Origin of the sequence: Leifsonia aquatica, assembly GCF_014190775.1 — a bacterium.
GTDB lineage: Bacteria > Actinomycetota > Actinomycetes > Actinomycetales > Microbacteriaceae > Leifsonia > Leifsonia aquatica.
In genome coordinates this window covers 25143-50489 of sequence record NZ_JACHVP010000007.1, presented here as the reverse complement: position 1 = coordinate 50489, position 25347 = coordinate 25143, and the positions used below count along the sequence as shown (strand labels likewise).

At 72.6% G+C, this 25347-nt stretch carries 28 protein-coding genes; 9 read left to right on the top strand and 19 right to left on the bottom strand.

The window, feature by feature from the left end; genetic code table 11:
* Nucleotides 1-142: 142 nt before the first annotated feature.
* Complete coding sequence (locus FHX33_RS20810) at nucleotides 143-1798, top strand: ATP-binding protein (protein WP_183428937.1); 1656 nt, start codon at nucleotides 143-145, stop codon at nucleotides 1796-1798.
* Entirely contained in the window at nucleotides 1795-2454 is a 660-nt protein-coding gene (locus tag FHX33_RS20805; protein WP_021764043.1) for a response regulator, read from the top strand. Before FHX33_RS20810 ends, FHX33_RS20805 begins: the two co-directional genes overlap by 4 nt.
* Here the strand turns inward: FHX33_RS20805 and FHX33_RS20800 are convergent.
* Nucleotides 2438-2767 carry a YciI family protein gene (locus FHX33_RS20800; RefSeq protein WP_021764042.1) on the bottom strand — a complete coding sequence of 110 codons (330 nt, stop codon included), beginning with the start codon at nucleotides 2765-2767 and terminating at the stop codon, nucleotides 2438-2440. The two genes, FHX33_RS20805 and FHX33_RS20800, sit on opposite strands and share 17 nt — an antisense overlap.
* A gap of 144 nt (nucleotides 2768-2911) precedes the next feature.
* Between FHX33_RS20800 and FHX33_RS21820 the strand changes: the two genes are divergently transcribed.
* The gene (locus tag FHX33_RS21820; RefSeq protein ID WP_021764041.1) at nucleotides 2912-3355 is read left to right on the top strand and encodes a GbsR/MarR family transcriptional regulator; all 444 of its coding nucleotides are present in this window, start codon (nucleotides 2912-2914) and stop codon (nucleotides 3353-3355) included.
* Here the strand turns inward: FHX33_RS21820 and FHX33_RS20790 are convergent.
* Genes FHX33_RS20790 through FHX33_RS20780 form a run of 3 tightly spaced genes read right to left on the bottom strand, consistent with a single transcriptional unit; the run spans nucleotide 3327 to nucleotide 6396 of the window.
* A complete protein-coding gene (locus tag FHX33_RS20790; protein ID WP_338092059.1) occupies nucleotides 3327-4364 on the bottom strand; it encodes a FecCD family ABC transporter permease in 1038 nt (345 codons plus the stop codon). The two genes, FHX33_RS21820 and FHX33_RS20790, sit on opposite strands and share 29 nt — an antisense overlap.
* Nucleotides 4361-5371, bottom strand: a complete 1011-nt coding sequence (locus FHX33_RS20785; protein WP_179701547.1) for an iron chelate uptake ABC transporter family permease subunit — start codon at nucleotides 5369-5371, stop codon at nucleotides 4361-4363. The genes FHX33_RS20790 and FHX33_RS20785 overlap by 4 nt, the downstream gene beginning before the upstream one ends.
* Nucleotides 5368-6396, bottom strand: a complete 1029-nt coding sequence (locus tag FHX33_RS20780) for an iron-siderophore ABC transporter substrate-binding protein (protein WP_021763862.1) — start codon at nucleotides 6394-6396, stop codon at nucleotides 5368-5370. The genes FHX33_RS20785 and FHX33_RS20780 overlap by 4 nt, the downstream gene beginning before the upstream one ends.
* 100 nt (nucleotides 6397-6496) lie before the next feature.
* On the opposite strand from FHX33_RS20780, the gene FHX33_RS20775 reads away from it, so the two are divergent.
* On the top strand, nucleotides 6497-7438 hold the full coding sequence (locus FHX33_RS20775) for a siderophore-interacting protein (protein ID WP_021763861.1): 942 nt from the start codon (nucleotides 6497-6499) through the stop codon (nucleotides 7436-7438).
* A gap of 1 nt (nucleotide 7439) precedes the next feature.
* On the opposite strand, the gene lepB is transcribed toward FHX33_RS20775, so the two are convergent.
* Complete coding sequence (gene lepB, locus FHX33_RS20770) at nucleotides 7440-8174, bottom strand: signal peptidase I (protein ID WP_021763860.1); 735 nt, start codon at nucleotides 8172-8174, stop codon at nucleotides 7440-7442.
* Between the two features lie 212 nt (nucleotides 8175-8386).
* Here lepB and FHX33_RS20765 point away from each other — a divergent pair, with 212 nt between their 5' ends.
* Nucleotides 8387-9724 carry a M23 family metallopeptidase gene (locus FHX33_RS20765; protein WP_338092058.1) on the top strand — a complete coding sequence of 446 codons (1338 nt, stop codon included), beginning with the start codon at nucleotides 8387-8389 and terminating at the stop codon, nucleotides 9722-9724.
* A gap of 79 nt (nucleotides 9725-9803) precedes the next feature.
* Nucleotides 9804-11138 carry a maltokinase N-terminal cap-like domain-containing protein gene (locus FHX33_RS20760; RefSeq protein WP_183428936.1) on the top strand — a complete coding sequence of 445 codons (1335 nt, stop codon included), beginning with the start codon at nucleotides 9804-9806 and terminating at the stop codon, nucleotides 11136-11138.
* Nucleotides 11139-11168: 30 nt separating this feature from the next.
* On the opposite strand, the gene FHX33_RS20755 is transcribed toward FHX33_RS20760, so the two are convergent.
* The 10 genes from FHX33_RS20755 to paaA all read right to left on the bottom strand — a co-directional run bounded on the left by FHX33_RS20755 (nucleotide 11169) and on the right by paaA (nucleotide 19333).
* On the bottom strand, nucleotides 11169-12383 hold the full coding sequence (locus tag FHX33_RS20755; protein WP_021759382.1) for an MFS transporter: 1215 nt from the start codon (nucleotides 12381-12383) through the stop codon (nucleotides 11169-11171).
* Nucleotides 12380-13000, bottom strand: a complete 621-nt coding sequence (locus tag FHX33_RS20750; RefSeq protein WP_021759384.1) for a GntR family transcriptional regulator — start codon at nucleotides 12998-13000, stop codon at nucleotides 12380-12382. The genes FHX33_RS20755 and FHX33_RS20750 overlap by 4 nt, the downstream gene beginning before the upstream one ends.
* 48 nt (nucleotides 13001-13048) lie before the next feature.
* Nucleotides 13049-14431: an LLM class flavin-dependent oxidoreductase gene (locus tag FHX33_RS20745; RefSeq protein WP_039921380.1), complete on the bottom strand. Its 1383-nt coding sequence runs from the start codon at nucleotides 14429-14431 to the stop codon at nucleotides 13049-13051.
* 77 nt (nucleotides 14432-14508) lie between these two features.
* Nucleotides 14509-14805 carry a hypothetical protein gene (locus FHX33_RS20740; protein WP_155828975.1) on the bottom strand — a complete coding sequence of 99 codons (297 nt, stop codon included), beginning with the start codon at nucleotides 14803-14805 and terminating at the stop codon, nucleotides 14509-14511.
* A 60-nt stretch (nucleotides 14806-14865) separates the two neighbouring features.
* On the bottom strand, nucleotides 14866-15636 hold the full coding sequence (locus tag FHX33_RS20735) for an enoyl-CoA hydratase-related protein (RefSeq protein ID WP_183428935.1): 771 nt from the start codon (nucleotides 15634-15636) through the stop codon (nucleotides 14866-14868).
* Nucleotides 15637-15648: 12 nt separating this feature from the next.
* Entirely contained in the window at nucleotides 15649-16755 is a 1107-nt protein-coding gene (gene paaE, locus FHX33_RS20730) for a 1,2-phenylacetyl-CoA epoxidase subunit PaaE (protein WP_021757694.1), read from the bottom strand.
* Nucleotides 16756-16765: 10 nt separating this feature from the next.
* Complete coding sequence (paaD, locus tag FHX33_RS20725; RefSeq protein ID WP_021757693.1) at nucleotides 16766-17260, bottom strand: 1,2-phenylacetyl-CoA epoxidase subunit PaaD; 495 nt, start codon at nucleotides 17258-17260, stop codon at nucleotides 16766-16768.
* Nucleotides 17254-18090 carry a 1,2-phenylacetyl-CoA epoxidase subunit PaaC gene (gene paaC / locus FHX33_RS20720; protein ID WP_021757691.1) on the bottom strand — a complete coding sequence of 279 codons (837 nt, stop codon included), beginning with the start codon at nucleotides 18088-18090 and terminating at the stop codon, nucleotides 17254-17256. The genes paaD and paaC overlap by 7 nt, the downstream gene beginning before the upstream one ends.
* Nucleotides 18087-18374 carry a 1,2-phenylacetyl-CoA epoxidase subunit PaaB gene (paaB, locus tag FHX33_RS20715; RefSeq protein WP_021757690.1) on the bottom strand — a complete coding sequence of 96 codons (288 nt, stop codon included), beginning with the start codon at nucleotides 18372-18374 and terminating at the stop codon, nucleotides 18087-18089. The genes paaC and paaB overlap by 4 nt, the downstream gene beginning before the upstream one ends.
* Nucleotides 18371-19333 carry a 1,2-phenylacetyl-CoA epoxidase subunit PaaA gene (gene paaA / locus FHX33_RS20710; RefSeq protein ID WP_183428934.1) on the bottom strand — a complete coding sequence of 321 codons (963 nt, stop codon included), beginning with the start codon at nucleotides 19331-19333 and terminating at the stop codon, nucleotides 18371-18373. The genes paaB and paaA overlap by 4 nt, the downstream gene beginning before the upstream one ends.
* Nucleotides 19334-19423: 90 nt before the next feature.
* Between paaA and FHX33_RS20705 the strand changes: the two genes are divergently transcribed.
* The gene (locus tag FHX33_RS20705) at nucleotides 19424-20044 is read left to right on the top strand and encodes a TetR/AcrR family transcriptional regulator (RefSeq protein ID WP_183428933.1); all 621 of its coding nucleotides are present in this window, start codon (nucleotides 19424-19426) and stop codon (nucleotides 20042-20044) included.
* A gap of 214 nt (nucleotides 20045-20258) precedes the next feature.
* Nucleotides 20259-20519: a hypothetical protein gene (locus FHX33_RS20700; protein ID WP_021762088.1), complete on the top strand. Its 261-nt coding sequence runs from the start codon at nucleotides 20259-20261 to the stop codon at nucleotides 20517-20519.
* 37 nt (nucleotides 20520-20556) lie between these two features.
* Here FHX33_RS20700 and paaZ read toward each other — a convergent pair whose 3' ends face one another.
* Entirely contained in the window at nucleotides 20557-22641 is a 2085-nt protein-coding gene (paaZ, locus tag FHX33_RS20695) for a phenylacetic acid degradation bifunctional protein PaaZ (RefSeq protein ID WP_021762086.1), read from the bottom strand.
* A gap of 48 nt (nucleotides 22642-22689) precedes the next feature.
* On the opposite strand from paaZ, the gene FHX33_RS20690 reads away from it, so the two are divergent.
* The gene (locus FHX33_RS20690; protein WP_021762084.1) at nucleotides 22690-23103 is read left to right on the top strand and encodes a PaaI family thioesterase; all 414 of its coding nucleotides are present in this window, start codon (nucleotides 22690-22692) and stop codon (nucleotides 23101-23103) included.
* Here FHX33_RS20690 and FHX33_RS20685 read toward each other — a convergent pair.
* The 3 genes from FHX33_RS20685 to FHX33_RS20675 form a co-directional block, all read right to left on the bottom strand.
* Nucleotides 23078-23965: a 3-hydroxyacyl-CoA dehydrogenase family protein gene (locus tag FHX33_RS20685; protein ID WP_021762081.1), complete on the bottom strand. Its 888-nt coding sequence runs from the start codon at nucleotides 23963-23965 to the stop codon at nucleotides 23078-23080. The two genes, FHX33_RS20690 and FHX33_RS20685, sit on opposite strands and share 26 nt — an antisense overlap.
* Nucleotides 23962-24696, bottom strand: coding sequence for an enoyl-CoA hydratase/isomerase family protein (locus FHX33_RS20680; protein ID WP_183428932.1), 735 nt, complete (start codon nucleotides 24694-24696; stop codon nucleotides 23962-23964). The genes FHX33_RS20685 and FHX33_RS20680 overlap by 4 nt, the downstream gene beginning before the upstream one ends.
* Before the next feature lie 113 nt (nucleotides 24697-24809).
* Complete coding sequence (locus FHX33_RS20675) at nucleotides 24810-25238, bottom strand: Lrp/AsnC family transcriptional regulator (protein WP_039922931.1); 429 nt, start codon at nucleotides 25236-25238, stop codon at nucleotides 24810-24812.
* Nucleotides 25239-25347 lie beyond the last annotated feature (109 nt).

The following is a 25347-nucleotide window of genomic DNA, read 5'->3' as shown; positions in this document are numbered from 1 at the left end:
GACGGCCCCGCGCGCGGTCGCGGTATCGCGCATTCCGCGGCGATCTGCGCGATCAGCAGGTTCTGCGCATTCTGCTCATTCGCCCGGCCGTGGCTGCTCCGCCTACGCTGGTCCGGACGACGGAGACGGGAGGAGGCACCGCGTGCGGTTCGCCAGCCAGGTCCTCCTTCTGCAGGTCGCCACGGTCTCCGCCGTCGTCGCCGTGTGCGCGGGCGCGTTCACGTGGCTGGGCGTCCTGCAGCTGCGCCAGGAAGCCGAGGCCTCCGCCCTCGCGATCGCGCGTACCGTCGCCGAGGACTCCGACGTCCGTTCGGCCGTCCAGCTCTACAGTGCGGACCCCGGCACCCCCGCCGGCTCCCACCTGGCGAGCGGTCCGCTCCAGCCGCTCGCCGAGCGCGTGCGCGAGCACACGGGCGCGTTGTTCGTCGTGATCACCGACGACCACGGCATCCGGCTCGCGCACCCGGACGCCGCCCGGCTGGGCGAGCAGGTCAGTACGAGCTTCGCAGACGCGCTGGCCGGCCGTGAGACCGTGGCGTGGGAGGCCGGCACTCTGGGCGAGTCCGCACGGGCCAAAGTGCCGGTGCGGGCCGAGGACGGCGGGGATCCGGTCGGAGAGGTGAGCGTCGGATTCGCGAGCGCGAGCGTCTTCGGCAGTCTGCCCGGCCTCCTCACCGCCATCGGGGCGGCCTCGGCGGGCGCGCTCGCGATCGGCGTCGGCGCGTCCTGGCTGCTCCGGCGCCGTCTGACGCGGGTGACGCTCGGACTGCAGCCGGAGGAGTTCGCCGCCCTCGTCCAGGACCGCGCCGCCGTGCTCGACGGGGTCGGCGAGGGCGTCCTGGCCGTCACGCCGGAGGGGATCGTGAGTGTCTGCAACGGGCGGGCGGCCGAGCTGCTCGGGGTGACCGGCGCCGCCCAGGCCCTCGTCGGCCTGCCGATCGCGGAGGCAGGTGTGCATCCCAGGGTCGCCACCCTCGTGGTCGCGGGCGAGCCGGTCGTCGGCGAGACGTTCGTCGTCGGCGGCCGCGTGCTCTACGTCGACCTCCGCCGGGTGGAGCGCGACGGGCGCGACCTCGGCGCCGTCGCGGTCATCCGGGATCGCACCGACCTCGTCTCGCTCACCGAGCGCCTGGACGCCGTGGGGTCGATGACGAACGCGCTCCGCGCCCAGCGGCACGAGTTCGCGAACCGGCTGCACGTCATCGCCGGATTGATCGACTCGGACCGCACCGAGGCCGCGCGAGCCTTCCTCGACGACGTGGTCGCGCGAGGGCCGCTGAAGTTCCCGATCGAGCACGCCGACCGCCTGCAGGAGCCGTACCTCCAGGCGCTGCTCGGTGCGAAGGGGGTGGAGGCCGCGGAGCGCGGCGTGCTTCTCTCCCTCGGCCCCGAGACGCTGGTCCTGGGCGCCGTGGCCGATGCGGAGGACGTGGCCGCCGTGATCGGCAACCTCGTCGACAACGCGGTGCGCGCGGCGGTCGAGGGCGACGAGCCGCGCTGGGTGGAGGTGGAGCTGCTCGACGACGGAGACACGCTCTATGCGACGGTGAGCGACTCGGGCCGGGGCCTGCGGCACGATCCGGTGAGCGGTGCGGGAGCCGGGAGCGAGTCCCTCGACGGCGACGCCGTGCACGGTCTCGGCTTCGGCCTGCCGCTGAGCCGCGACATCGCCCGCCGCCGTGGCGGGGACGTGTGGGCCGTCGAGCCGGGAGGGGACGGGCGCGGTGCCGTGTTCTGCGCGCGGCTGCCCGGCACGGTCGTGGCGGCCGTCACCCCGGTGAGCGGCGGTCCCGCATGATCCCCGACATCCGGGTGCTGGTGGTGGACGACGACTTCCGCGTCGCCGGGCTGCATCGCGACATCGTGGCCGCGCGGCGCGGATTCACGGCGCTCGATCCGGTTCTCTCCGCGCGGGCGGCGCGGACTGCCGTCCGCGATCTCGCTCCCGATCTCGTCCTGCTCGACGTCTACCTGCCCGACGGCGACGGACTCGACCTGCTGGCCGAGCTCGACGTCGACGCGTTCGTCATCAGCGCCGCGACGGATGGCGCGACGGTGCGACGAGCGCTGCGGCGCGGGGCGCTCGCGTATCTGATCAAGCCCTTCGACGCCCGGCTGCTCGAAGAACGGCTCGACGCGTACCAGCGGTACCGCAACGTGCTGGCCGACGACCGCGGAGCCGACCAGGAGGCGGTCGAACGCGCCCTGCGCATCCTCCACGCCGGGGACGCGGCGACCACCGGGTCGCGTTCGGCGACCGAGCAGCGCGTCCTCGCCGAGCTGCGCGATGGAGAGCGGACCGCCACGGACGTGGCCGCGACGATCGGCGTCTCCCGCGCCACGGCGCAGCGGTATCTCGCTGCGCTCGCGGCACGGGGACTGGCCGAGGTCTCCCTGCAGTACGGCACGACCGGACGCCCGGAGCACCGCTACCGCATCACTCCCAGGTCATGAACGGGCGCAGCTCCAGCTGTCCGTTGCGCGCCATGGGGTGCCGGGCGGCGACCTCGACGGCCTCCTCCATGGAGTCGCACTCGAGCACGTCGAAGCCGCAGATCCACTCCTTCGACTCGGCGAAGGGGCCGTCGGTCACGTAGCGCTTGCCGCCACGCACCCGCACCACCTTCGACTCCGCCGGCGGCTCGAGAGCATCGCCGATGACGCGCGTTCCGGAGGCGTCGTACTGGTCGACCCACAGCTCCACGTCGGAGTCGTCCTTCGGGCTGTCGGGGGTGGCCGAGGTCACCACGAACATCATGTACTTCATCGTCCTGTCCTTTCGATCGGGGACGTTCACACCCGGAGGTCGAACGGGCGTCGGCTCCGTCGACATTCTGCCGTTACGATTCCAGGAGCACGAGAGGAGACGGCCATCGACAACGGGATCCCGGACGAGTTCCGCACCTGGTTCGTGGAACGTTTCGCCGCCTACTGGGGGTCGCGAGGGGCCCCGCACATCGAGGGCCGGATCGCGGGTTACCTGCTCCTGGACGACTCGGGCGGCGTCTCGGCGGAGGAGCTCTCGGCCGTGCTCGGCGCCAGTCGCGGCTCGGTCTCGACCTACACGCGCCGGCTCGTCGATGCCGGCTTCGTGCAGCGCGTGCGCCGCGAGGGGGAGCGGACGCACTACTTCGTGATGGACCTCGACGTGTGGGGCGGGTTCCTCCGCGCCGAGCAGGACTACCTGCGCGATCAGCGCACGCTGGCCGAGCGCGCGCTCGCGGTGGTGCCGGAGCAGGGCCGCGCGCACGAGCGGCTGCGCAACATGCGGGACTACATGGGCTGGATCGTCGAGGAGGGTGTGCTCCCCGAGCGGTGGGAGGCGTTCAAAGCCGCCCGCGACGCAGCCGGCTGACGAGCAGCACGCCCAGGTAGCCGCCGCCGACGGCCGCGGTGAGCACACCGACCGGGAGGCCGCCGAGCACGCCCACCTGCTGGACCGCCAGGTCGGCGAGCACCACGATGAGCGCTCCGGCGATGGCGGAGACCGCCAGGTTCGCGCCGCTGCGCCCGACCAGCATCCGGGCGATGGGCGGCGCGGTGAGCGCGACGAAGGAGATCGGACCGGCGACCGCCACCGCGCCCGAGGCGGCGACGAGCGAGACGACGATCGCCGCGGTGCGGGTGCGTCCGGAGGCGGCGCCGAGGCCGTCCGCGACGTCGTCTCCGAGTTCGAGCACGGCGATGCGGTGGCGGAGCAGGGCGGCCGCGGGCACCACCAGCGCCAGGGTGAGCGCGATCACGGCGACGTCGGTGACGCCCGTGCTGTTGAGCGAGCCGACCAGGTAGGCCGCGAGCTGCGACCCCTGATCTCGGAGGACGACGCTCACCGCGTACTGCGTGACGGCGGCGGCCATCGCGGTCACGGCGATGCCCGCGACCAGCACGCGGCCGGGGGAGGAGAAGCCGCGGCCGGTCGCCAGCCACACGACAGCCAGGGCGATCGCGCCGCCCGCCACCGCGCCGACGGGCGCCGGGACGGCCGGGGCGAACAGGGTGCACAGTGCGACGCCCGCGCCGGCCCCGGCGGCGAGTCCCACCATGTCCGGGCTGCCCAGCGGGTTGCGGGTGACGGTCTGGAACAGCGCGCCCGCGAGCCCGAGCGCCGCGCCCACCCCGGCCGCGGCCAGCAGCCGGGGGCCGCGCAGCCGCTCCAGCACGAACGCGGTCTTGCCGGTCGAGCCGGTCAGCAGTGCGGCGGGGAGCTCGGAGAGCGGGATGCCGAGGCGGCCGAGTGTGAGGGTCGCGACGGCCGCGACGACCAGCAGCGCGAGCAGGGCGATGACCACGCGCCGCGTTCGCCGGACCCGGTGGCCGCGCTGGACCGGGCTGCGGACCGGGCGGGTCGCGGTCGTCCCGGTCACGAGAGCGCCTTCCCGCGCCGGACGGCGACCAGGAGGAACGGCGCGCCGACGAAGGCGGTCACGATGCCGACCATCAGCTCGCCGGGCCGGGCGATCACGCGGGCGACGATGTCGGCCGCCAGCAGCATCCCGGCGCCGAGGAGGAGGGCGGCGGGCAGCTGCCAGCGGTGGTCGGGGCCGACCAGGGCGCGCGCCACATGCGGCACGGCGAGGCCCACGAACGCGATCGGCCCGACGGCCGCCGTCGCGGCGGCGCAGAGCAGCGCGGCCGCTCCGATGCCGCCCCAGCGCACCCGCTGCACGTGCACGCCCTGCGCCGCGGCCACGTCGTCGCCGAGCGCGAGCGAGTTGAGCCCGGGCGCCAGCACGATCGCCAGGACGAAGCCCAGCACCAGCAGCGGCGCCACCTGCGCTGCGGTGTCGAGGCCGCGGCCGGCGAGCGAGCCGACCACCCAGTGCCGGAACGAGTCGAACACCTTCGGCTGCAGCAGCGTCATCGCCTGGATGTACGCCCCGAGCACGGCGCTCAGCGCGGCGCCGGCCAGGATGAGCGTGACCATTCCCCGCGAACGGGCGCCGATCGCGACGACGAGCAGGGCGGCGAGCAGGGCGCCGGGCAGGGCGGCGAGCACCAGCGCGCCGCCGGTCGCGTCGAAGACTGCGACCGCGGTGACGACGGCCGCGGAGGCGCCGACGGTCACACCGAGCAGACCGGGATCGCCCAGCGGATTGCGGGTGACACCCTGCACGATGACTCCGGCGACGGCCAGCGCGCCGCCCACCAGCATCCCGAGCACGGTGCGGGGAATGCGCGCGGCCACGACCTCCCGGGTGAACGCGTCGCCGCCGCCACCGAGCGCCGTGAGGACGTCGCCGACACCGGTCGCCTTGCTGCCCGCGAACAGGCTGACGACGGCGACCACGACGAGCGCGGCCGCCGCCGCCACGAGGACGATCCCTCGCAGCGACGCCGGCCGCGTACGACGCGCGTCGGCGGTGACGGTCACCGGTCCGCGCGGGCGAGCGCCTCGTCGATCATCGGCACGTAGCGCTCCAGCGCCCACGGCACCGTCAGCGGGTTGATGATCGAGGAGCCCGTGACGAACGGCTGATCCGTCGGCGCGACGACCGCGCCGCGCGAGACCGCCGGGATCGCCTGGTAGAGCGGCTGGGCCTCCACCTCGGCACGGTTGGCCTCGTCGGAGTAGAAGGTGAAGATCAGGTCCGAGTCCTTCAGCTTGTCGGCGTTCTCGAGCCCGATCACCGCGGAGTCGGTGCCCTCGGTCTCGTCGAACGTCGTCACGACCGGGTCGACGGTGAGGCCGAGAGCCCGGACCATCGCCACGCGCTGCTCGTCGGGGAAGAAGACGCCCAGGGTGCCCGGACCGGTGTTGTAGACGTACGAGAACGTCACACCCGCGTACTCGGGATGATCGGCGGTCGCCTTCGCGAACTGCTTCTCGGTGCCGTCGATGAGACCGGCGGCCTTGTCGGGCTCACCCATCGCCGTCGCGATCGTGGTGATCTGGTCCTTCCAGGTGATGGTCCAGGGGAGCTCGGGGTACGCCACGGTCGGGGCGATGTCCTTCAGCACGTCGTACTGCTCCTGGGTGACGCCGGACCACGGGGCGAGGATGAGGTCGGGTTCGAGGTCGACGATCGCCTCCACGTCGAGTTCGGTGCCGCCGGTGAACTGCTCGGGGAGCTTCTCGCCGGACTTCTCGACGGCGTCGTGGATCCACGGCAGATAGCCGGATTCGTCGCTGCCCCACGCGTACTCCTCGACCCCCACCGGGACGGTGCCGAGCGCGATGGCGGTCTCGGCCGAGCCCATCCCGAGCGTGACGATCCTCGTCGGTTTGTGGTCGATCACGGCCTTTCCGAGCGCGTGGGTGATGGTCACGGGTTCGAAGTCGGCGTCGGCGGAGGCGGAGCCGGTGGCTCCGCTCGAGCAGGCGCTGAGGAGGAGGGTGGAGGCGGCGATTCCGGCGACTGCGAGGGCAGTGCGGAGACCGCGGGAGCGGCGGGGCATGGGGTCCTTTCGGTCGCGCGAGGCGAAACGATTGGTTAGTGTAGCCTTACCTTAGTTTAATTTTCAATTCTGCTGAAAGTTCGAGAGGACCCGTACCCGAGTGTCCACCACCGCCCCGACCCGGACGGACCGCCCCGCTTACCGTCCTTACCGCGCCCGAGTCTCCGCCGTCCAGCCGCTCAGCCCGCACTTCACCCGGGTCAGCTTCCGCAGCGACGACTTCGAGCACTTCGGGACGGAGGGCCTCGACCAACGGATCAAGCTGCTCTTCCCCCTCTCGGACGGCACGTTCTCGGATCTCGGGTTCGACGACGAGGAGTCGATCGCGGCCGGCGACTGGTACGAGCGCTGGCGCGCCCTGCCCGAGCACCTGCGCAACCCGTTCCGCACCTACACCGTGCGCGTCTCCGATCCGGCCGACCGCCGCGTCGACATCGACTTCGTCTCGCACGGGGACGGCGGTCCCGCCGCCCGCTGGCTGCTCGCGGCCGCACCCGGCGACGAGCTCGTCATCGTCGGGCCCGACGCCCGCAGCACCACGAGCGGCGTCGGGATCGACTGGCACCCCGGGGGCTGCACCGATCTCCTGATCGTCGGCGACGAGACCGCGGTGCCGGCCATCGCGGCCATCCTCGCCTCTCGGCCCGACGACTGCACCGCGCACGTCTTCCTGGAGGTCCCCTCCCGCGACGACGCGCTGACGCTGCAGGCGCCCGCCGGCGTGACCATCACCTGGCTCGCCCGCGGCGACGACGAGAGCGGGAGCGCGCTGGTGCCCGCGGTCGAGCGGTGGCTCGGCGAGCATCCCGAGGTCGTCGCCCGGGCCGCGGCCGACGGGCGGCAGCGCCTGGCCAAGGTGGACATCGACCGCGACGTGCTCTGGGAGCTCGGGGAGAACACCGAGACCGGCTTCTACGCGTGGATCGCGGGGGAGTCGGCGGCGGTCAAGACGCTGCGCCGCCTCCTGGTGCGCGGGCACGGCATCGACCGGCACCGCGTGGCGTTCATGGGCTACTGGCGGATGGGCCGCGCCGAGAACTGAGCTACTTCTTCTCGGCGTCCTCGACGCCCGCGAAGGTCTCGGGATAGTCGCTGAGCCACGACCAGTGGCTCAGCGGCCAGCTGACGACGAAGGCCTTGCCGACGACATCGTCGAGGGGAACGAACCCGCCGCCCGGGTCGTCCATGTGGTAGCGGGAGTCGGCCGAGTTGTAGCGATTGTCGCCCATCACCCACACCTTGCCGGCGGGCACGGTGACGGAGAACGGCTTGCCCGAGACCTGCTGCACGCCGGCGGGGAGGAGCACGTACGGCTCTTTCAGTGGCACGCCGTTGACGGTCATTTGGCCGAGCGCGTTACAGCAGCTGATCTTGTCACCGGGGAGGCCGATGAGGCGCTTCACGAGGTGCTGGTCGCTGTCGGAGGCGCCGAGGCCGACGAAGTCGAGCACCGCGCCGACGCCCTTCTGGAGCGCGTTGCTGTTGTCCGGGGCGGGCGCGGGCAGCCAGCCGCCCGGATCCTTGAACACGACCACATCGCCGCGCTGCAGCGGGAAGACGCGCGGCTGGAGCTCGTTGACGATGATCCGGTCGTTGATCTGGAGGGTGTTCTCCATCGACCCGGAGGGGATGTAGAAGGAGCGCGCGACGAAGGTCTTGATCAGGAACGAGACGAGGACCGCGACGACGAAGATGACGACGACATCCCGCAGCAGCGACTTCCACCCGGACTTGCGAGTGGCGCGGCGAGGGCGGGTCGTGGCGGTGCTGTCGGTCACAATGCCTCACCGTACCGTGCGGAGGCTGTGAGCCGCATCCGACCTGGCCGCCGAGTCTTGTCCCGGACCCCGGCGCGGTGAGAGCATCAGAGGGCGAGCCGCCGCCGCGATCGGCGTGGGCCCGCGTGATCATGCAGAGCGCGCAGCGAAGTCGGCGGGTGGGGTCACGACGCGGGAGTCCGCGCCGCGCTGGTCCCCCGCGGGCCGCGAACGTGCTGGCCCTCGTCTCGGCGCTCGCGTTCGGCGGCCTCGGTGTGCTGGCGGGGCCCGTGTCGGCAGCGTCCGCCGAGGACTGTCCGGCCACGGGATGCGTGACGCCGGCACCCGCGCCGGCCCCGGGTGAGACGGAGACGCCGTCGCCGACGCCCACTCCGACCCCGACGCCGGATCCGACCGGGACGCCCACTCCGACGCCGACGCCCACCCCCACCGTCACACCCACTCCGACCCCGACCCCCACCCCGACGCCGACCGGCACTCCGGTTCCCGCGCCCCCGGCCCCGGCCCCGGCCGCTCCCGCCCCGACCGATGACGTACCCCTCGCCGTCCCCGACCTCGGCTCCGGCCCGGTGATCGACGCGGCCGAGGTGGCCCAGGCGTCCCAGCTGGCGAGCGACCTCGCGGCCGCCCAGGAGGACCTCGCGACGGCCTCCGAGCAGTCCAGGGAGGCGCAGAGCGAGCAGGAGCAGGCCAAGACGGTCGCCGATGCCCTGGCGGCCCAGGCGAAGGCGGCGGAGAAGCGTGCCGCGTCGTCCGCTGCGGCCGCCGCAGCACTGGTGCGCGCCGCGGTCTCGCGCGCCCCGCTGGAGGATCCGCTCGCGGCCGTGCTGAACGGGCGGGGCGATCTGCTCGGCAAGCTCGGCGCCGTGGACCGGCTGCGCTCCCTCTCGGCGGATGGCTCGCGCACGATCCGTGCTGCCAGCGCCGACGCGCGCGCCGCCGAGACCGCCCGCACGAAGGCCGACCGCGCGGGACAGGCCGTCACCGCGGTGGACGTCTCCGGCAGCGAGCAGGCCGTCGCCGACGCGCAGTCCCGCGTCGACCTCGCGGTCGCCGCCCTCGCCGCCGTGCCGACCGTGCTCTCGGCGGACTCCGGATGGCAGACGCTGACGGTCGACCCGTCCCTCATCCCGGACGGGTGGACCCTCCCGGTCCACGGACCGCTGACGGACGGCTTCGGCCCGCGGCCCTCGCGGCCGGCGGGGACCGCGCTCTTCCACCCCGGCGACGACATCGGCGCATCCTGCGGCACCACGATCGTGGCCGCCGCGGCCGGAACGGTCGTGGACGCCGGGCCGAACGGCTCGTACGGCAATTTCATCCTGATCGACCACGGCGGCGGCGTGCAGACCGCCTACGGGCACATCCGCGACGGCGGGATCGGCGTCACGGTCGGGCAGGTCGTGGCCGCGGGCCAGGCCATCGCCCAGGTCGGCTCGACGGGCGCCTCCACCGGATGCCACCTGCACCTGGAGGTGCGAGTGAACGGCCTGCAGATCGACCCGATGCCGTTCCTGGCGGCCCGCGGGGTCGCGGTCGGCACCCGCTGAGCGGCCGGAACCTGCGTCGATCCTGCGCGTTCGCCGGTTGTTCTCGGCGAGGTCGCCGGGTGGGCGTACCGTGCAGACCATGACCGAACTCACAGAGCTCGTCGGGTCATGGATGCGGCGCCAACGGTGGTATTCGACCAAGAGCGTCGAGCCGCGACTGCGCCTCCTCGCCTCATTCGAGCTCGAACCCGCCGAACCCGGACTGCGCATCGTCACCCACTTCTTCTGCGACGACGCCCCGCGCACGCCGCGCGTCTACCAGGTGCCCGTCGTGGCGCGCCCCGACCGCGACGGCGACGCCGCCGCGTTGATCGGCGAAGCCGGCGGCCGCTTCCTCTACGACGGACCGACCGAGGAGGCCTACGTCGCCGCCCTCATCGGCCTGATGACCGGCGCGCAGCGCTCCGAGGGTCGCGACGCCCACGCGCAGGGCCACTCCCTCGGCGAGCCGATCGACGTGCGTTCCTCCCGCCGGCTGACCGGCGAGCAGTCCAACACGTCGATCGTCGCCGAGCTGGCCGGCGACCGGCTCGCGCTGGTCAAGGTGTTCCGCGTCGTGCAGGACGGCGAGAACCCCGACGTGTCGACGCTCGCTGCGCTGACGTCCGGCGGGTCGCTCCGCACCCCGGCGCTGCTGGGCTGGCTGACCGGCGAGTGGCCGTCGGCCGGCGGAGGCCGCGCGGGCGGAGAGCTCGCGCTCATCCAGGACTTCCTGGTCGGAGCCGAGGACGGCTGGGAGCTCGCGGTCTCGGCCGCCGAGCACGCGGAGGACTTCGCCGACCGCGCCTTCGACCTGGGTCATGGCACGGCCGAGCTGCACCGCCAGCTCGCGCAGGCGCTGCCCACCCGGCCCGCGGACGCGGACGACGTGCGGCGCGCGCTCGACGGGATGCTCCGCCGGCTGACCGTCACCACGACGGAGGTACCGGAGGTCGAGCGCCTGCGCCCCGGCATCGCGGCCGTCTACGAGGCGGCCGCCGCGGCGCCGCTGCCCGTGCTGCAGCGCATCCACGGCGATCTGCACCTCGGCCAGGTGCTGCACTCGCCCGAGCGGGGCTGGCAGTTCATCGACTTCGAGGGCGAGCCGCTGCGCCCGCTGGCCGAGCGCAGCCTCCCGGACTCGACGATGCGGGATGTGGCGGGCATGCTCCGCTCGTTCGACTACGTCGCGGGATCGCTCGCGCAGCGCCATCCGCCCGTCGACGCCGAAGCGTGGGCGTCCCGCGCCCGTGACGCCTACCTGGAGGGGTACGCGTCGGTGGCGGGCGCCGAGCTGGAGGAGCACCACGCGCTGCTCGCCGCGTTCGAGCTCGACAAGGCCGTCTACGAGATCGCGTACGAGGCGCGGCACCGGCCGGCGTGGATCCCCATCCCGCTGCGGGCGGTCGAGCGGCTGCTGGCGACGCGGGTCTGAGCGCGGGCCGGAGCGGGGGTCGCGCTGCGGTCAGGCCTCGGCCGCGCGCGGCAGGTGCTTCGTGTACGAGGCGAGCAGGGCCGCCGCCGAGAGTGCGGCCAGCACGATCAGGGCCAGGAACAGGCCGACCGTCGACAGCGGCGGGGTGAGTGCGGCCATGATGGTCGGAACGAGGAATCCGGCGTAGGCGACCGCGTAGAACACGCCCGTCAGACCGGCCAGGTCGCGCGGTGTCGCGATGCGCTGCACCTCCAGCAGACCCGAGACCAGGGCGATGCCCATCCCGGCGCCGAGGATCACGGCCGCGACCACGCCGAGCACGAGCGAGCGGGAGACGACCGCGCCGGTGAGCACGATGAGGCCGCCGCCGATCGTCGCCAGCGCGGCGACCAGCCCGCGCGCGCTCGACACGGAGTGCAGCCGCTTCGCGATCGGCTGGACGAGCGACGCGACACCGAGCGCGATCACGGTGAGCAGCGTGGCGTAGCCGAGGCCCCAGTCGCCGGTCTCCGCGCCGAGCAGCACCGGCAGATAGCCGTAGGCGAGGGCGGCGGCGGCGAAGATCCACGGCGCCGCGACGAGGACCACGCGCCGGAACCGCTTGTGCCCGGCGGCCGGGATGCGCAGCTGGGCGAGCAGGGGCCCGCGCTCGCCGCCGGTGGTCGCGGTCTCGGGGATGCGCAGGACGATCCAGGCGAGCGGGAGGGTGAGCGCGATGTGCACGAGGAACGGCAGCTCCTCGCCGAAGGCGGTGAACTGCGCGATCCCTCCCGCGACCAGCGCGCCCGCGGCCGAGCCGAGGGTGAAGGCGAGGGAGGCGCGGCGCGCTCCGGCGGCGCCGTCCACACCCGGCTCGAACCGGGAGGACGACACCTCCTTCATCCAGCTGGTGCCGACGGCCATCGCGATGCCGACGGTGATGCCCGACAGCAGCCGGCCCACATAGATCGGCATCGGCCCGAGGGCGCCGAGGGCCAGCGCGGCGCTCGCGAGCATGGCCGTGATCACGCCCGCCAGCATCAGCGGGCGACGGCCGTGCCGGTCGGAGAGCGCTCCGGCGATGAGCAGGGCCGGCGCCAGCCCCAGCACGTAGACGCCGAGGAACATGTTGACGGTGAGCTCGGAGTAGTGCTGCACGTCCTTGTACATCAGCAGCAGCGGGCTGAACTGGTTGCCGCACCACGAGCAGACGAACATGACGGCGAAGACGCCGCGCCAGGGGGAACCCGCGATCCGGCGGCTCACAGTGCGCCCTGGTTGCGCGCGATGTGCGTGCGCAGCAACTCCGGGTAGTCACCGCCGCTGCGCAGTGCGTCGAGCAGGGCCTCGTGGTCGGCGAGCGAGTCGCCGAGCGTCTCCGGACGCACGCGGAACAGCTGGTGCCGGATGCGCTGCTGCCGGTCGCGCAGCAGCCCGTAGAAGTGGCAGGCCAGGTCGTTGCCGGACGCGTCGACGACGGCCGCGTGGAACCACTGGTCGGCCTCCACGAACCGTTCGACGTCGCCGGTGGCGATGGCCGCGCGCTGCTCGGCCAGGGCCTCCTCCAGTGCGGACCGGAGCACCTCGTCGGCGCCTCCGCCGTCACGCACGCGGGCTGCGGCCGTGGCCTCGATCGCCTCGCGGAGGTCGAGCACGTTCTGCGCCTCCCGGGGCGACATCGGCACGACGATCGCGCCCCGCCGCGGCTCGAGCGTGAGCAGGCCCTCGGCCGCGAGTCGCAGGAACGCCTCGTGCACCGGGGTGCGGCTGACGCCGATCTCCGCGCCGAGCTGGGCCTCGCTGAGCAGCGTGCCGCCGGGCGCCTCGCCCGAGAGGATGAGGCGTTTGGCGTGGCTGTATGCGTGCTCGGCGGCGGGGATCATGCCTTCAGTCTACGCCTTGCATGCAAGCTTGCGTGCAAGGAGGTCGACTCACCCTTGTGCCGGTGCTCCGACCCGGTACCTCGCCGCCCGGTGCGTCTCGGCCACGCGATCGCCGGCGCCGTGCAGCTTGTTGCGCAGCGATCCGGGCGCGTAGTCGGTGGGGTAGGCGCCGCGCTTCTGCAGCTCCGGGATGACGAACTCCACGATGTCCTCGAACGTGCCGGGGGTGATCGCGTAGGCGAGGTTGAACCCGTCCACGTCCGTCTCCTCCACCCACTCCTGCAGCTGGTCGGCGATCTCCGCGCCCGAGCCCACGATGAACGGACCCAGGCCGCCGATCGCGCCGTTGCGGCCGATGTCGCGCACCGTCCACTCGCCGCCGTCCTCGTTGGGGCGCTGGAAGTTCGCGACCGCCGACTGGATGGCGTTGCTCTGCACGTGCCCGATCGGCTCGTCGAGGTCGTACTGCGACAGATCGACGCCCATCCACCCCGACATGAACACGAGCGCGCCCTCGTCGCTGGTGTACTGCAGGAAGTCCTCGAACTTCGCCTGCGCCTTCTCGGGCGTCTCATCGGTGATCACCGTGAGCAGCGTGTAGATGCGGGCGGCGTAGCGGTCTCGGCCGGCGGCCTCCAGCGCGTCGCGCAGCTTGGCCACCGTCTCCTTCAGCCCCTCCTTCGTGGAGGCGGCGACGAAGATGGCCTCCGCGTTCTCGGCCGCGAACCCGATGCCGCGCTTGGACGCACCCGCCTGGTAGATGACCGGGGTGCGCTGCGGGCTCGGCTCGGAGAGGTGGATGCCCGGCACCGTGAAGTGCTTGCCGCTGTGCCCGATCTCGTGCACCTTGGCCGGGTCGGTGAACACGCCCGCCTCGCGGTCGCGGACCACGGCGTCGTCTTCCCACGACCCCTCCCACAGCTTGTAGAGCACCTCGAGGTACTCGTCGGCGTGGTCGTAGCGGTCGTCGTGCTCCAGCTGGTCGTCGTGCCCCATGTTGCGCGCGGCCGACGGCAGGTAGCCGGTGACGACGTTCCAGCCGACGCGTCCCTTGGTCAGGTGGTCGAGCGTCGACATGCGGCGCGCGAACGGGTACGGGTGCTCGTAGGCGGTGCCCGCCGTGATCCCGAAGCCCAGGTTCTCGGTCACCAGCGCCATCGCCGAGACGAGCAGGATGGGGTCGTTGACCGGCACCTGCGCGCCGTGCCGGATCGCCGCCTCGTTGTCGCCGCCGTACACGTCGTAGGTGCCGAGCACGTCGGCGATGAAGATCCCGTCGAACCGCCCGCGCTCCAGCAGCTTCGCCAGCTCGGTCCAGTACGTGAGGTCCTTGTACCGCCACGCCTGGTCGTCGGGGTGGCGCCACATCCCGGAGGCCTGGTGGGCGACGCAGTTCATGTCGAAGGCATTGAAGCGGATCTGACGGGTCATGCGGTCCAGGATGCGGGACGCGGGAGGCAGGCGCACCCCCGGCGTCATCGTGCGTAATCAACGTCGCGCGGCCGGCGTCATTCGATCCGCACGACCGTGACCTCATCGTCCGTCGTTGCAACGAGCTCCTGCGTCGCGATGCCGACGATCACGAGGATGGAGGTCGAGGCGGCGACGAAACCCACGGCAGCGACGAGCGGCCCTCGTCGCCTCTCGCCCCTCCGGAACAGGAGCACCAGCGCGACCACAGCCGTCCCGAGCCCGAAGAGCCACGCAACAGGATGCATGAGCATTGCCAGGGCCGAGACGGCTGCGGATGCGCAGAGCCACCATTCGATACGTGACGTGGTCCGGGCCGGGGTGTGACTCGCCATGTGGTCACACTAGAGAGGAATCTCGGAGCCAGCTACGACATGCAATGAATGGATTGCCTGCTATCGCCCCGTGAACCGCGGCCGCCGCTTCTCCTGGAAGGCGGTGAAGCCCTCGCGGTAGTCGGCGGTGTCGCGGAGGGCGGCTTGCGCGGCGTTCTCGGCGGCCATCGAGTCCCACAGGCCGAGGGTGCCGTCGCGGAGGCCGGCGACGATGCGCTTGCTCGCGAGGAACGCCTGGGTGGCGCCCGTCGCGGCGGACGTGGCCGCCGCCTCCACGGCCTCCCGCAACGTGTCCGCGGGCAACGCGCGGCTGAACAGCCCGCCCGCGACGGCCTCGGTGCCGGAGAGCAGCCGGCCCGAGTAGATCAGGTCGAGGGCGCGGTGGGGGCCGAGGCGGGAGACGAGCAGCCAGTGCCCTCCCGAGTCCAGCGCGGCGCCGAGGGCGGCGAAGGGGGAGCCGACCTTGGCATTCTCGGCGACGTAGACGACGTCGGTGGCGAGCAGGAGGCCGAGGCCGACGCCGAGCGACGCACCCTGGGCGGCGGCGAAGGTCGGGGCGGGGAAGGCGCTCATGCGGCGCAGCAGCGGGGTGACGAGACCGTCCAGGTAGCCGCTGACGTCGTCCGTCGTGGTGTCGACGCCGGCGATGTCGCGGCCCGCGCAGAACGAGCGGCCCTCGCCGCGCAGCACGAGCGCGCGCACGCCGGCGGCCTCCGCCTCCGCATAGGCCGTGTCGAGGGCGCGGAGGTCGTCGGGCCCGAGCGCGTTGAGCCGCTCGGGGGCGTTCAGGGTGACCCGGCCGACCCCGTCGTCGATGCTCAGCTCGATCATGGCGCTCGCTCCTCACACGTCGTAGTCGACGACGACCCGGTCGGTCAGGGGATGGGACTGGCAGGTCAGCACGTAACCGCGCTCCAGCTCCTCGGGCTCGAGGGCGTAGTTCTCGGTCATCCGCACCTCCCCGTCGAGCAGGCGGGCCCGGCAGGTGCCGCAGACCCCGCCCGTGCAGGCGAAGGGGACGTCGGCGCGCACGCGCAGCGCGGCGTTCAGCACGGACTCGTTCGCATCCACCGGCGTCGTCACGGTCGAGGTGGTGCCGTCGAGCGTGAACTCGATCTCGGCCGTGCGCTCGCCGTCGTGCACGACCACGGGGTGCCCGACGTCGCCGCGCACCTCGCCCGGCTCGCCCGTGGTGAACAGCTCGAAGTGCACGGAGGCGCGGGGCACGCCGTCGCTCTCGAGCACATCCCGGCACAGCTGAACGAGTTCGAACGGCCCGCAGAGGAACCACTCGTCGACGGTGCTCGGCGGGAGGAGGGTGTCGAGCATCCGCCGCAGCCGCTCCTCGTCGATCCGGCCGGAGAGCAGCGGCGCCGAGCGCTGTTCCCTTGAGAGCACGTGGTGCAGCGCGAGCCGGGCGGGGAAGCGGTCCTTGAGGTCGGCGAGCTCCTCCAGGAACATCACGTCGATCGCCGTGCGGTTCGTGTACACGAGCGTGAACCGGGAGGTGGGGGAGGCGGTGAGCACGCTCGTCGCCAGCGCCATCAGCGGGGTGATCCCCGATCCGGCGGCGATCCCCGCGACGTGGCGATCGTCGAGCGCGCCGAGGTCGAGGGTGAAGGTGCCCTGCGGGCTCATCACGTCGATCCGGTCCCCGGGCTTCAGCTCGCTCGTCGCCCAGGTGGAGAACGCGCCGCCGAGGTCGCGCTTGATCGCGACACTGATCCGGCCGTCGCGGTCGACCGACGGCGGCAGCGGCGGCCGGCAGATCGAGTAGCTGCGGCGCAGCTCGCGCCCGTCGACCTCGGCGCGCAGGGCCACGTGCTGGCCGGGCAGATAGTCGTACGCGTCGCGCAGCTCGGGAGGCACGGCGAACGTCACCTCGACGCTGGCCGCGGTCAGCGGCCGCACCTCGGCGACCGCGAGCGTGTGGAAGCGCGCCCGGGCCATCAGCCGGCCCTCACAGCGCCTTGAAGTGGTCGAAGGGCTCGCCGCATCCCTCGCACACGTAGAGCGCCTTGCAGGAGGTCGAACCGAACCGCGACAGCTGCCGGGTGTTCAGCGACCCGCACTGCGGGCACTTCACGGCGAGGGTGAGGCGCACCGGCCCGGTCGCGGTGGCGACGCCGGTGGGCGGGGCGATCCCGAACTCCTCCAGCGCGGCCTTGCCGCTCGCGCTGATCCAGTCGGTCGTCCAGGCGGGGGCCAGTTCGAGGCGTACGCGCACCTGCTCGAACCCCTCGCGGGCGAGCGCGCGCACGACGTCCTCCCGGATCGTCTCCATCGCCGGGCAGCCGGAGTAGGTCGGCGTCATCACGACCTCCACGCCGTCGTCGGTGACGGTGACCGCGCGCAGGATGCCGAGGTCGTCGATCGTGAGCACCGGCACCTCCGGGTCGAGCACGGCGGCGGCCGCCTCCCAGGCGCGGTCGGCCTCCGCGAAGTGGTTCACCATGACGCCCCCGGATGCTGTCGTGCGAGCACCTGCAGTTCGGCCAGCAGCGGCCCCAGGTACTCGGAGTGCCGGCCGCGCCGTCCGCCGCCCGCCGAGGCGAACGTGCCCGGCAGCTCCAACCCGGTCTCGTCGAGCACGGGCCGCAGGCTCTCGTCGAAGTCGGGCCGGAGGGCGGAGGGGCGCACGGCGATGCCCTCCAGCCGGTCGATGAGCGGCTCGTCCTGGAACAGCTCCGCGACGCTCGGCCACACGTCAGCCAGGGCGGTGACGGTGCGGCGGCGTGACTCGTCCGTGCCGAGCGCGAGGCGGCGCATCCATTGATCGGCGTGGTCGCGGTGGTAGTCGACCTCCTTGACCGCCTTGGCTGCGACCCCGGCGAGCACCGGGTCGGTGGAGGCGCGCAGCCGGCCGTACAGCTCGACGAAGTAGTGGGAGGCGGCGAACTGCCGCACGATCGTGTGCGCGAAGTCGCCGTTGGGCAGCTCGAACAGGTGGGCGGACCGGAAGGCGTGCTCGTCGCGCCAGTACGCGAGGTCGTCCTCGGTGCGGTCGGAGGCCGTGCCCGCGTAGCGCAGCAGCGAGCGGGCGTGGCCCAGGAGGTCGAGGGCGATGTTGGCGAGGGCCACATCCTCCTCCAGCTCGGGCGCGCGGGAGATCCACATCCCGAGCCGCTGCGCGAGCACGAGCGCGTCGTCGCCGAGCCAGAGCGCGTACTCGGCGACGTCGGGGGAGGCCGGGGCGTCGGACACGACGAACTCGGCAGAGAGGGTGACGCTGCTCAGCTCGACGTGGCCGTGCGGGTCGGCGTCGGTGCCCGGGGCGGTGCTCACAGGTGCTTCACCCCTTCGCTCTCCGTGTAATAGGTCGCGTGGCGGTAGTTCTTGCCCTCGGGCGACGTGAAGAACACCTCCTTGGCGTCCGGGTCGCTCGTGGTGATCGCGTCGGAGCGCACCACCCAGATCGAGACGCCCTCCCCGCGGCGCGTGTAGAGGTCGCGGGCGTTGCGCACCGCCATCTCCTCGTCCGGCGCGTGCAGGGAGCCGACGTGCACGTGGCTCAGCCCGCGGGAGGCGCGGACGAACACCTCCCACAGCGGCCAGGTCTCGGCGGTCACGCGGCGGCCTCCGCGCGCTTCGCGGCGTACGCGGCGGCGGCCTCCCGCACCCAGGCGCCGTCCTCGTGCGCCTCGCGCCGGCGCTGCATCCGCTGCGCGTTGCACGGCCCGCGGCCGGCGATCACCTCGTGCAGCTCGCTCCAGTCGATCGGCCCGATCTCGTACGCCTGTCGCTCCCCGTCCCAGCGCAGCTGCGGATCGGGGAGGCTGACCCCGAGCGCCTCGGCCTGCGGCACGAGCATCCCGACGAACCGCTGGCGCAGCTCGTCGTTCGAGAAGCGCTTGATCTTCCAGCCCATCGAGCGCGCCGAGTTCGGCGACTCCTCGTCGGGCGGCCCGAACATCATCAACGACGGCCAGTACCAGCGGTCGACCGCATCCTGCGCCATCTGTCGCTGCTCGGGGGTGCCGCGCATCAGCGTCAGCAGGATCTCGAAGCCCTGCCGCTGGTGGAACGACTCCTCCTTGCAGATGCGCACCATCGCGCGGCCGTACGGAGCGTACGAGCAGCGGCACAGCGGCACCTGGTTGCAGATGGCGGCGCCGTCGACCAGCCAGCCGATCGCTCCCATGTCGGCCCAGCTGAGGGTCGGGTAGTTGAAGATCGACGAGTACTTGGCCGTGCCCGCGATGAGCTGCTCGGTCATCGCGTCGCGGGTGATGCCGAGCGTCTGCGCCGCGGAATAGAGGTAGAGGCCGTGCCCGGCCTCGTCCTGCACCTTCGCCATCAGGATGGCCTTGCGCTTCAGGCTCGGCGCGCGTGTGATCCAGTTCGCCTCCGGCTGCATGCCGATGATCTCGGAGTGCGCGTGCTGCGACATCTGCCGCACGAGGGTGCGCCGGTAGGCGTCGGGCATCCAGTCGCGCGGCTCGATGCGCGCGTCCGACGCGATGAGCTCGTCGAAGCGGGCCTGCGCCTCGCTCTCGCCGTGCTCCACCGGGGTGTCGATCGTGGTCATCAGTCCCTCCGTCTCCATTGACGCTCATTAACTGACTGATCGTTCGTTCAGTATATCCTCGTCGCCGCGAGTCGTGCCACACTGGGGCGCATGACCGAGACGCTGCCGACCGACGGACTGCGCGCCGAGGAGCCGCGCTCCGACGGGCTGCGTCGCGGCCGCCCGGGCTACGACCAGCGCGGCATCCTGGAGGTCGCGGTCGCCGCGTTCAACGAGCACGGCTACGACGCCACCTCGATCGGGATGCTCGCCACGCGGCTCGGCCTCTCCAAGTCCGCGATCTACCACCACGTCTCCTCGAAGGACGAGCTGCTCGCGCTCGCCCTCGACGAGGCGCTCGACGGGTTGGAGGGCGTGCTGCGCTCGCCGGAGGCCACCGACGGACCCGCCGCCGCCCGGCTCGCGGCGGTGCTCCGCGGCGCGGTGCACGTGCTCGCCGAGCGGAAACCCTACGTCACCCTGCTGCTGCGGGTGCGCGGCAACACCGAGGTCGAGCGGGCCGCACTCGCGCGCCGCCGCGCCTTCGACCGCGCCGTCGCCGATCTCGTCGCCGAGGCCCAGGCCGAGGGTGCGCTCCGAACCGACGCCGACCCGGTCGTCGTCGCGCGCCTGCTCTTCGGCACGATCAACTCGCTGACCGAGTGGTACGACCCCGCCGGCCCCGTCGCGCCCGACACGCTCGCCGACGTCATCCTCGCCTTCGCGCTCTGATCGCCCGCCCTCCGCGGGGTGCGCTGGGGTCCGTGAGAGATGTCGCAGTGCGACGCGCTCAGCCGCGCCCTATTGACCGAGACCACTCAACGCATTGGAGTATGAAATGCGGACAGAAAATACTCTAGTCTTTTCCCTAGATGTGAAGAGCGATCATCACCGGATGCGGAATCGGCTAGGCACGCCGGGGGGTGTCGCAGAGAGTGGGGCGAGTATGACGTCGCGGAAGCGTCCGCGATATGCCGCGGACCGTGTCGCATACGTCGTTCTGGGCGCCCTGATCGCGCTCGCCATACTCGTCCCGCTCTTTGCGACGCCCGCAATCGTCTGCGTGGGCGTGATCAACGTGGTTCGTCACGCCCGGACCATCAACGACGGGCGCGGGGCGCCCTCCACCATCGTTCTGCTGGTCGCCAACGGCGTGCTCGCGACCGTCGCGATGGTGGTCTTCATCGCCATGGCCGGCCTGCCATGACGTCTCGGCGCGTCGGGAGGCTCCGTCGGCGCCCGCCTCACCCCTCCTTCGCCACCAGTGTCAGCACGTCGTAGCTCGCGACCAGCTCGTCGCGCTGGTTGCGGATGCGCGCGTCCCAGCGCACCTCGCCGTAGTCGTCGGTCTCGCGCGGCGTGATCTGCTTGGCGGTGAGGGTCACGCGGATGCTGTCGCCCGGCACCACCGGCGTGAGGAACCGCAGCTCCTCCAGCCCGTAGTTGGCCAGCACCGGCCCCGGCGCCGGGTCGACGAACAGGCCCGCCGCCCACGACACCAGCAGGTACCCGTGCGCCACCCGGCCCGGGAAGAACGGGTTGGCCGCGGCGGCCTCCTCGTCCATGTGCGCGTAGAACGTGTCGCCGGTGAAGGTCGCGAACGCCTCGATGTCGTCGAGGCCGACACGGCGGGAGGGGGAGGCGACCTGGTCGCCGATCCGCAACGTCGCGAGCGACTTGCGGAACGGATGCGGCCCCTTCGCCGACGAGGCGGCGCCCTCGTGCCACACTCCGGTGACGGCGGTGAGCATGTCGGGCGAGCCCTGGATGGCCGTGCGCTGCATGTGGTGCAGCACGGCCCGGATCCCGCCCAGCTCCTCGCCGCCTCCCGCACGGCCCGGGCCGCCGTGCACGAGGTGCGGCATGGGCGAGCCGTGACCGGTGGAGGTGCGGGCGTCGTCGCGGTCGAGCAGCAGGATGCGGCCGTTGTACGCGGCGGAGGCGAGCACGAGATCCCGCGCGAAACCGGCGTCGTGAGTGGCGGCGCTCGTCACGAGCGATCCGCCGCCGAGCGCGACCAGCTCGGCGGCCTCCGCGGGGGAGCCGTACGACAGGATGCTCGCGACCGGACCGAACGCCTCGACCGTGTGCACGGCGGGCGTGCGCGCGTCGGCGAACCGCAGGAGCAGCGGCGAGACGAACGCCCCGTCCGCGACGACACCGGTGCTGCCGTCCGCGAGCCGCACCGTGGGATCCCCGAGCTCGCCGACCACGACCTCCCCTCCCGCCTGCAGCAGCCGGCCGACCTGCCGCAGCACCTCGTCCCGCTGCGCGCGGGAGGCCAGCGGCCCCATCGTCACACCCTCGGCGCGGGGGTCGCCGATGACGACGCGCTCCGCGATCCGGGCGCGCACCGCATCCGCGAGCGCGTCCTCGACTCCGGCCGGCACGATCGCCCGGCGGATGGCCGTGCACTTCTGACCGGTCTTGGCCGTCAGCTCGACGACCAGCTGCTTCACGTACGCGTCGAACTCGGGCGTGCCCGGCACGGCGTCCGGGCCGAGCACCGAGGCGTTGAGCGAGTCGGTCTCGCTGGTGAACCGCACGCCGCCGGTCTGCACGGCGGGATGGTCCCGCAGCGCCTGCGCCGTGGAGGCCGACCCGGTGAACGCCACCAGGTCGCCGAGCCGCAGCGCGTCGAAGAGGCCGGGCACGGCTCCGCAGACCAGCTGCAGCGACCCCTCCGGCAGCAGCCCGCTCTCGACGAGGATGCGCACCATCGCCTCGGCGACGTACGCCGTCGGCGTCGCGGGCTTGGCCAGTGTCGGCATCCCGGCCAGGAACGACGGCGCGAGCTTCTCGAGCAGCCCCCAGACCGGGAAGTTGAAGGCGTTGATCTGCACAGCCACCCCGGGCAGCCGGGTGTAGATGTGCTGACCCGAGAACGAGCCGTCCTTGGACAGGGGTTCGGGAGGCCCGTCCACCACGACCTGCGCGTTCGGCAGTTCGCGCCGCCCCTTCGACCCGTAGGTGAAGAGGGCGCCGATGCCGCCGTCCACGTCGATCCACGCGTCGGCCCGGGTCGCGCCCGCGCGCGCCGACGCGTCGTACAGCTCCTGCTTGCGCTCGGTGAGCGCCTGCGCGAACGCCTTGAGCAGCAGCGCGCGCTGGTGGAAGGTCAGGGCGCCGAGGGAGGCCTGACCGACCGTGCGCGCGTGGTCGAGCGCGGCGGCGAGATCGAGGCCGACCGCGCCGACGCGGGTCACGAGCTCGCCGGTGGAGGCGTCGAGCACATCGGTCGCGGCGGTGCCGTCGGCGGGCGTCCACCACTCACCGCGCACGAAGCTGGGCAGCACAGTGCTGGGGGATGCGTCGCTGGGTGGCGTCATCGGATTCCTCCTCGGAGAGCGGACCCGGCCGGCACGTATGCTGGCCGCATGGTCGACGGAGACACGGGCAGTGGATGGACGATCGAGCTCGGCGAGCTCGACGAGAAGATGGGTGTGCGCATCCTGGAGCAGTCGGCGCAGCGCGTGGTCGCGACGATGCCCGTGGAGGGCAACCGCCAGTCGTTCGGGCTGCTGCACGGGGGAGCATCGGTCGCCTTCGCCGAGGCGCTCGGCTCGTGGGCGGCGGTGATCCACGCCGGTCCCGGACGGAGCGCGGTCGGCGTCGACATCAACGCCACGCACCACAAGTCGGCGAGCTCGGGGCTCGTCACCGGTGTAGCGACGGCCATCCGGCTCGGCCGCACCATCGCGTCGCACGAGATCGTGGTGACCGACGAGAACGGCGACCGGCTCTGCACGGCGCGCATCACCAACCTCATCGTGGACGCCCCGGGCCGCTAGCCGCAGTGCCGCGGGCATCCGGCCACGCGTAGAAGCCGCGGCCCGACTTGCGGCCCAGCATCCCCTCGGCGACCATGCGCCGCAGCAGCTCCGGCGGCTCGAACCGCGGGCCGAGCTCGCGTGCCAGGTACTCGGCGATGTCGAGGCGCACGTCGAGCCCGACGATGTCGGTCAGCCGCAGCGGGCCGACAGGATGCCGGTAGCCCAGCTCCATCGCGCGGTCGATGTCCTCGGGGGAGCCGACGCCCTCCTCGATCATCCGGACCGCCTCCAGGCCGAGCAGCACGCCGAGGCGGGAGGAGGCGAAGCCGGGGGAGTCGCGCACGACGATCGCGGTCTTGCCGATCGCCTCCACCCATCCGGTGACCGCCGTGAGGGCTGAGGGTGCCGTCGCCGATCCGGCCACCACCTCGACGAGGGCGGAGGCAGGGACCGGGTTGAAGAAGTGCATCCCGGCGAACCCGCCCGGGCGGCGCAGCGATGCCGCCAGCGCGTCGATCGAGAGGGAGGAGGTGTTCGTCGCCAGCACCGCGGTGGGGTCGAGCAGCTCCTCGGCGTGACGCAACGCCTCCGCCTTCAGCTCCGGGAGCTCGGGTACCGCCTCGACGACGAGCTGCGAGCCGGCCAGCGCCTCCCACGCGATGCCGACGACGAGATTGTCGCCGTCGGGAGCCGTTTCACCCCGCTCGACGCTCACCGCGATCGAGTGGAGGATGCGCTCGCGCGCCGCGTCGGCGGATGCCTGGTCGCGCTCGACGACCGCCACCTGAGAGCCGGCCATCAGGAAGGCGTGCGCGATGCCGGCGCCCATCCGTCCGCCGCCGACGACGCCGACCCGCTCGGGCGCCCCGCCGCCGCTCATCCCCGTCTCCGCTCGAGGAAGGCCGTCATCCGCCGATGCTTCTCCGGCGAATCGAACAGCACGGCCTGCGCCTCCCGCTCGGCGCGTGGATGGTCTGCTTCCGGAGCCGCCAGCACCTCCTTGGTGTACCGCGTCGCGAGCGGATCGTTCGCGGCGATGCGGTCGGCGAGCGCGTGCGCGCCCGCGAGCAGCTCGGCAGGCTCGAACAGGTCGGACACCAGGTGCACGGCGAGCGCCTCCTCGCCGGTGAGCACCCGCCCGGCGAGCACCATCTCCTTTGCGAGCGGCTCGCCGACGAGCCGGGGGAGGCGCCAGAGCGCGCCGGCCGCGGCGATGATCCCGAGCCCCGTCTCCGGGTTGCCGACCCGCAGCCGCGGCGTGCCGAGGCGGAAGTCCGCCGCGTACGCGAGCTCGGCTCCGCCGCCGAGCGCGTACCCGTCGAGGGCGGCGATGACCGGCATCGGCAGTTCGGCGATGCGGGTGAAGATCGTGGCGTTGATCGCGTGGCGGGCGTCGACGGCGGTGCGCTCGCGCAGCTCGGCGATGTCGGCTCCCGACGCGAAGACCCCGTCCGAGCCGGTCAGCACCAGGATGCGCGGATCGCGTTCGAGGGCCTCGCAGACCTCGTGCAGCTCATCCACCATCCGCTGGTCGATCGCGTTGCGCCGCTCGGGCCGGTCGAGCGTCACGACCACGCGGTCGGCGGCCTCGGCGACCCGCAGCGTCTCCATCGCGTCTCTCCCTCGAATCGCGAATTACCGAACGAACGTTCAGTGAGTAAATAGTCGCAGAGCACCGCGCCCCTGGCAACCCGCGCCCATCCCGCGGCAGCCGGGCCGACCCCTCAGCGCAGGTCGTGGTCCTCGAAGACGAGGGAGGTCTTCGTGTCGCGCACCGAGGGGATGCTCGTGAGCTCCTCCAGGATCACGCGCCGCAGATCCTCGTTGTCGCGCGCCCGCACCAGCAGGATCACGTCGAAGTCGCCGCCGACGAGAGCGAAGTGCTCGACCTCCGGGATGCTGCCGAGCGTGTCGCGCAGCGCGTGCCACTCCGCCTGGTCGACCCGCAGCGTCACGTAGGCGGAGGAGGCGCGGCCCGACTTGCGCGGGTCGACCTTCGCCGTGAAGCCGGTGATCACGCCCTCGTCGACCAGGCGGGCGACGCGCGCGTACGCGTTCGCCCGCGAGACGTGGGCGGACTCCGCCACCGCCGTGATGGAGGCGCGGCCGTCGCTGCGCAAAGCGTCCAGGATGCGTACGTCGATGTCGTCCATGGTGGGAGACATCCTGCCACGAACATCGTTGCGGGGGCACTGTTCGTCTCGAAGCCGGGGGATCGGTGGCGCGAGCGGTCCAGTGAAGTCATCCTGAGAGTGAGCGACG

Bases quoted from the DNA above. Each gene is read 5' to 3' on its own strand.
- FHX33_RS20805 (WP_021764043.1), top strand. From the start codon at position 1,795: ATGATCCCCGACATCCGGGTGCTGGTGGTGGACGACGACTTCCGCGTC.
- FHX33_RS20800 (WP_021764042.1), bottom strand. From the start codon at position 2,767: ATGAAGTACATGATGTTCGTGGTGACCTCGGCCACCCCCGACAGCCCG.
- FHX33_RS20780 (WP_021763862.1), bottom strand. From the start codon at position 6,396: ATGCCCCGCCGCTCCCGCGGTCTCCGCACTGCCCTCGCAGTCGCCGGA.
- FHX33_RS20760 (WP_183428936.1), top strand. From the start codon at position 9,804: ATGACCGAACTCACAGAGCTCGTCGGGTCATGGATGCGGCGCCAACGG.
- FHX33_RS20750 (WP_021759384.1), bottom strand. From the start codon at position 13,000: ATGATCCCCGCCGCCGAGCACGCATACAGCCACGCCAAACGCCTCATC.
- FHX33_RS20745 (WP_039921380.1), bottom strand. From the start codon at position 14,431: ATGACCCGTCAGATCCGCTTCAATGCCTTCGACATGAACTGCGTCGCC.
- FHX33_RS20740 (WP_155828975.1), bottom strand. From the start codon at position 14,805: ATGGCGAGTCACACCCCGGCCCGGACCACGTCACGTATCGAATGGTGG.
- FHX33_RS20735 (WP_183428935.1), bottom strand. From the start codon at position 15,636: ATGATCGAGCTGAGCATCGACGACGGGGTCGGCCGGGTCACCCTGAAC.
- paaE (WP_021757694.1), bottom strand. From the start codon at position 16,755: ATGGCCCGGGCGCGCTTCCACACGCTCGCGGTCGCCGAGGTGCGGCCG.
- paaD (WP_021757693.1), bottom strand. From the start codon at position 17,260: ATGGTGAACCACTTCGCGGAGGCCGACCGCGCCTGGGAGGCGGCCGCC.
- paaA (WP_183428934.1), bottom strand. From the start codon at position 19,333: ATGACCACGATCGACACCCCGGTGGAGCACGGCGAGAGCGAGGCGCAG.
- FHX33_RS20705 (WP_183428933.1), top strand. From the start codon at position 19,424: ATGACCGAGACGCTGCCGACCGACGGACTGCGCGCCGAGGAGCCGCGC.
- FHX33_RS20700 (WP_021762088.1), top strand. From the start codon at position 20,259: ATGACGTCGCGGAAGCGTCCGCGATATGCCGCGGACCGTGTCGCATAC.
- paaZ (WP_021762086.1), bottom strand. From the start codon at position 22,641: ATGACGCCACCCAGCGACGCATCCCCCAGCACTGTGCTGCCCAGCTTC.
- FHX33_RS20690 (WP_021762084.1), top strand. From the start codon at position 22,690: ATGGTCGACGGAGACACGGGCAGTGGATGGACGATCGAGCTCGGCGAG.
- FHX33_RS20685 (WP_021762081.1), bottom strand. From the start codon at position 23,965: ATGAGCGGCGGCGGGGCGCCCGAGCGGGTCGGCGTCGTCGGCGGCGGA.
- FHX33_RS20680 (WP_183428932.1), bottom strand. From the start codon at position 24,696: ATGGAGACGCTGCGGGTCGCCGAGGCCGCCGACCGCGTGGTCGTGACG.
- FHX33_RS20675 (WP_039922931.1), bottom strand. From the start codon at position 25,238: ATGGACGACATCGACGTACGCATCCTGGACGCTTTGCGCAGCGACGGC.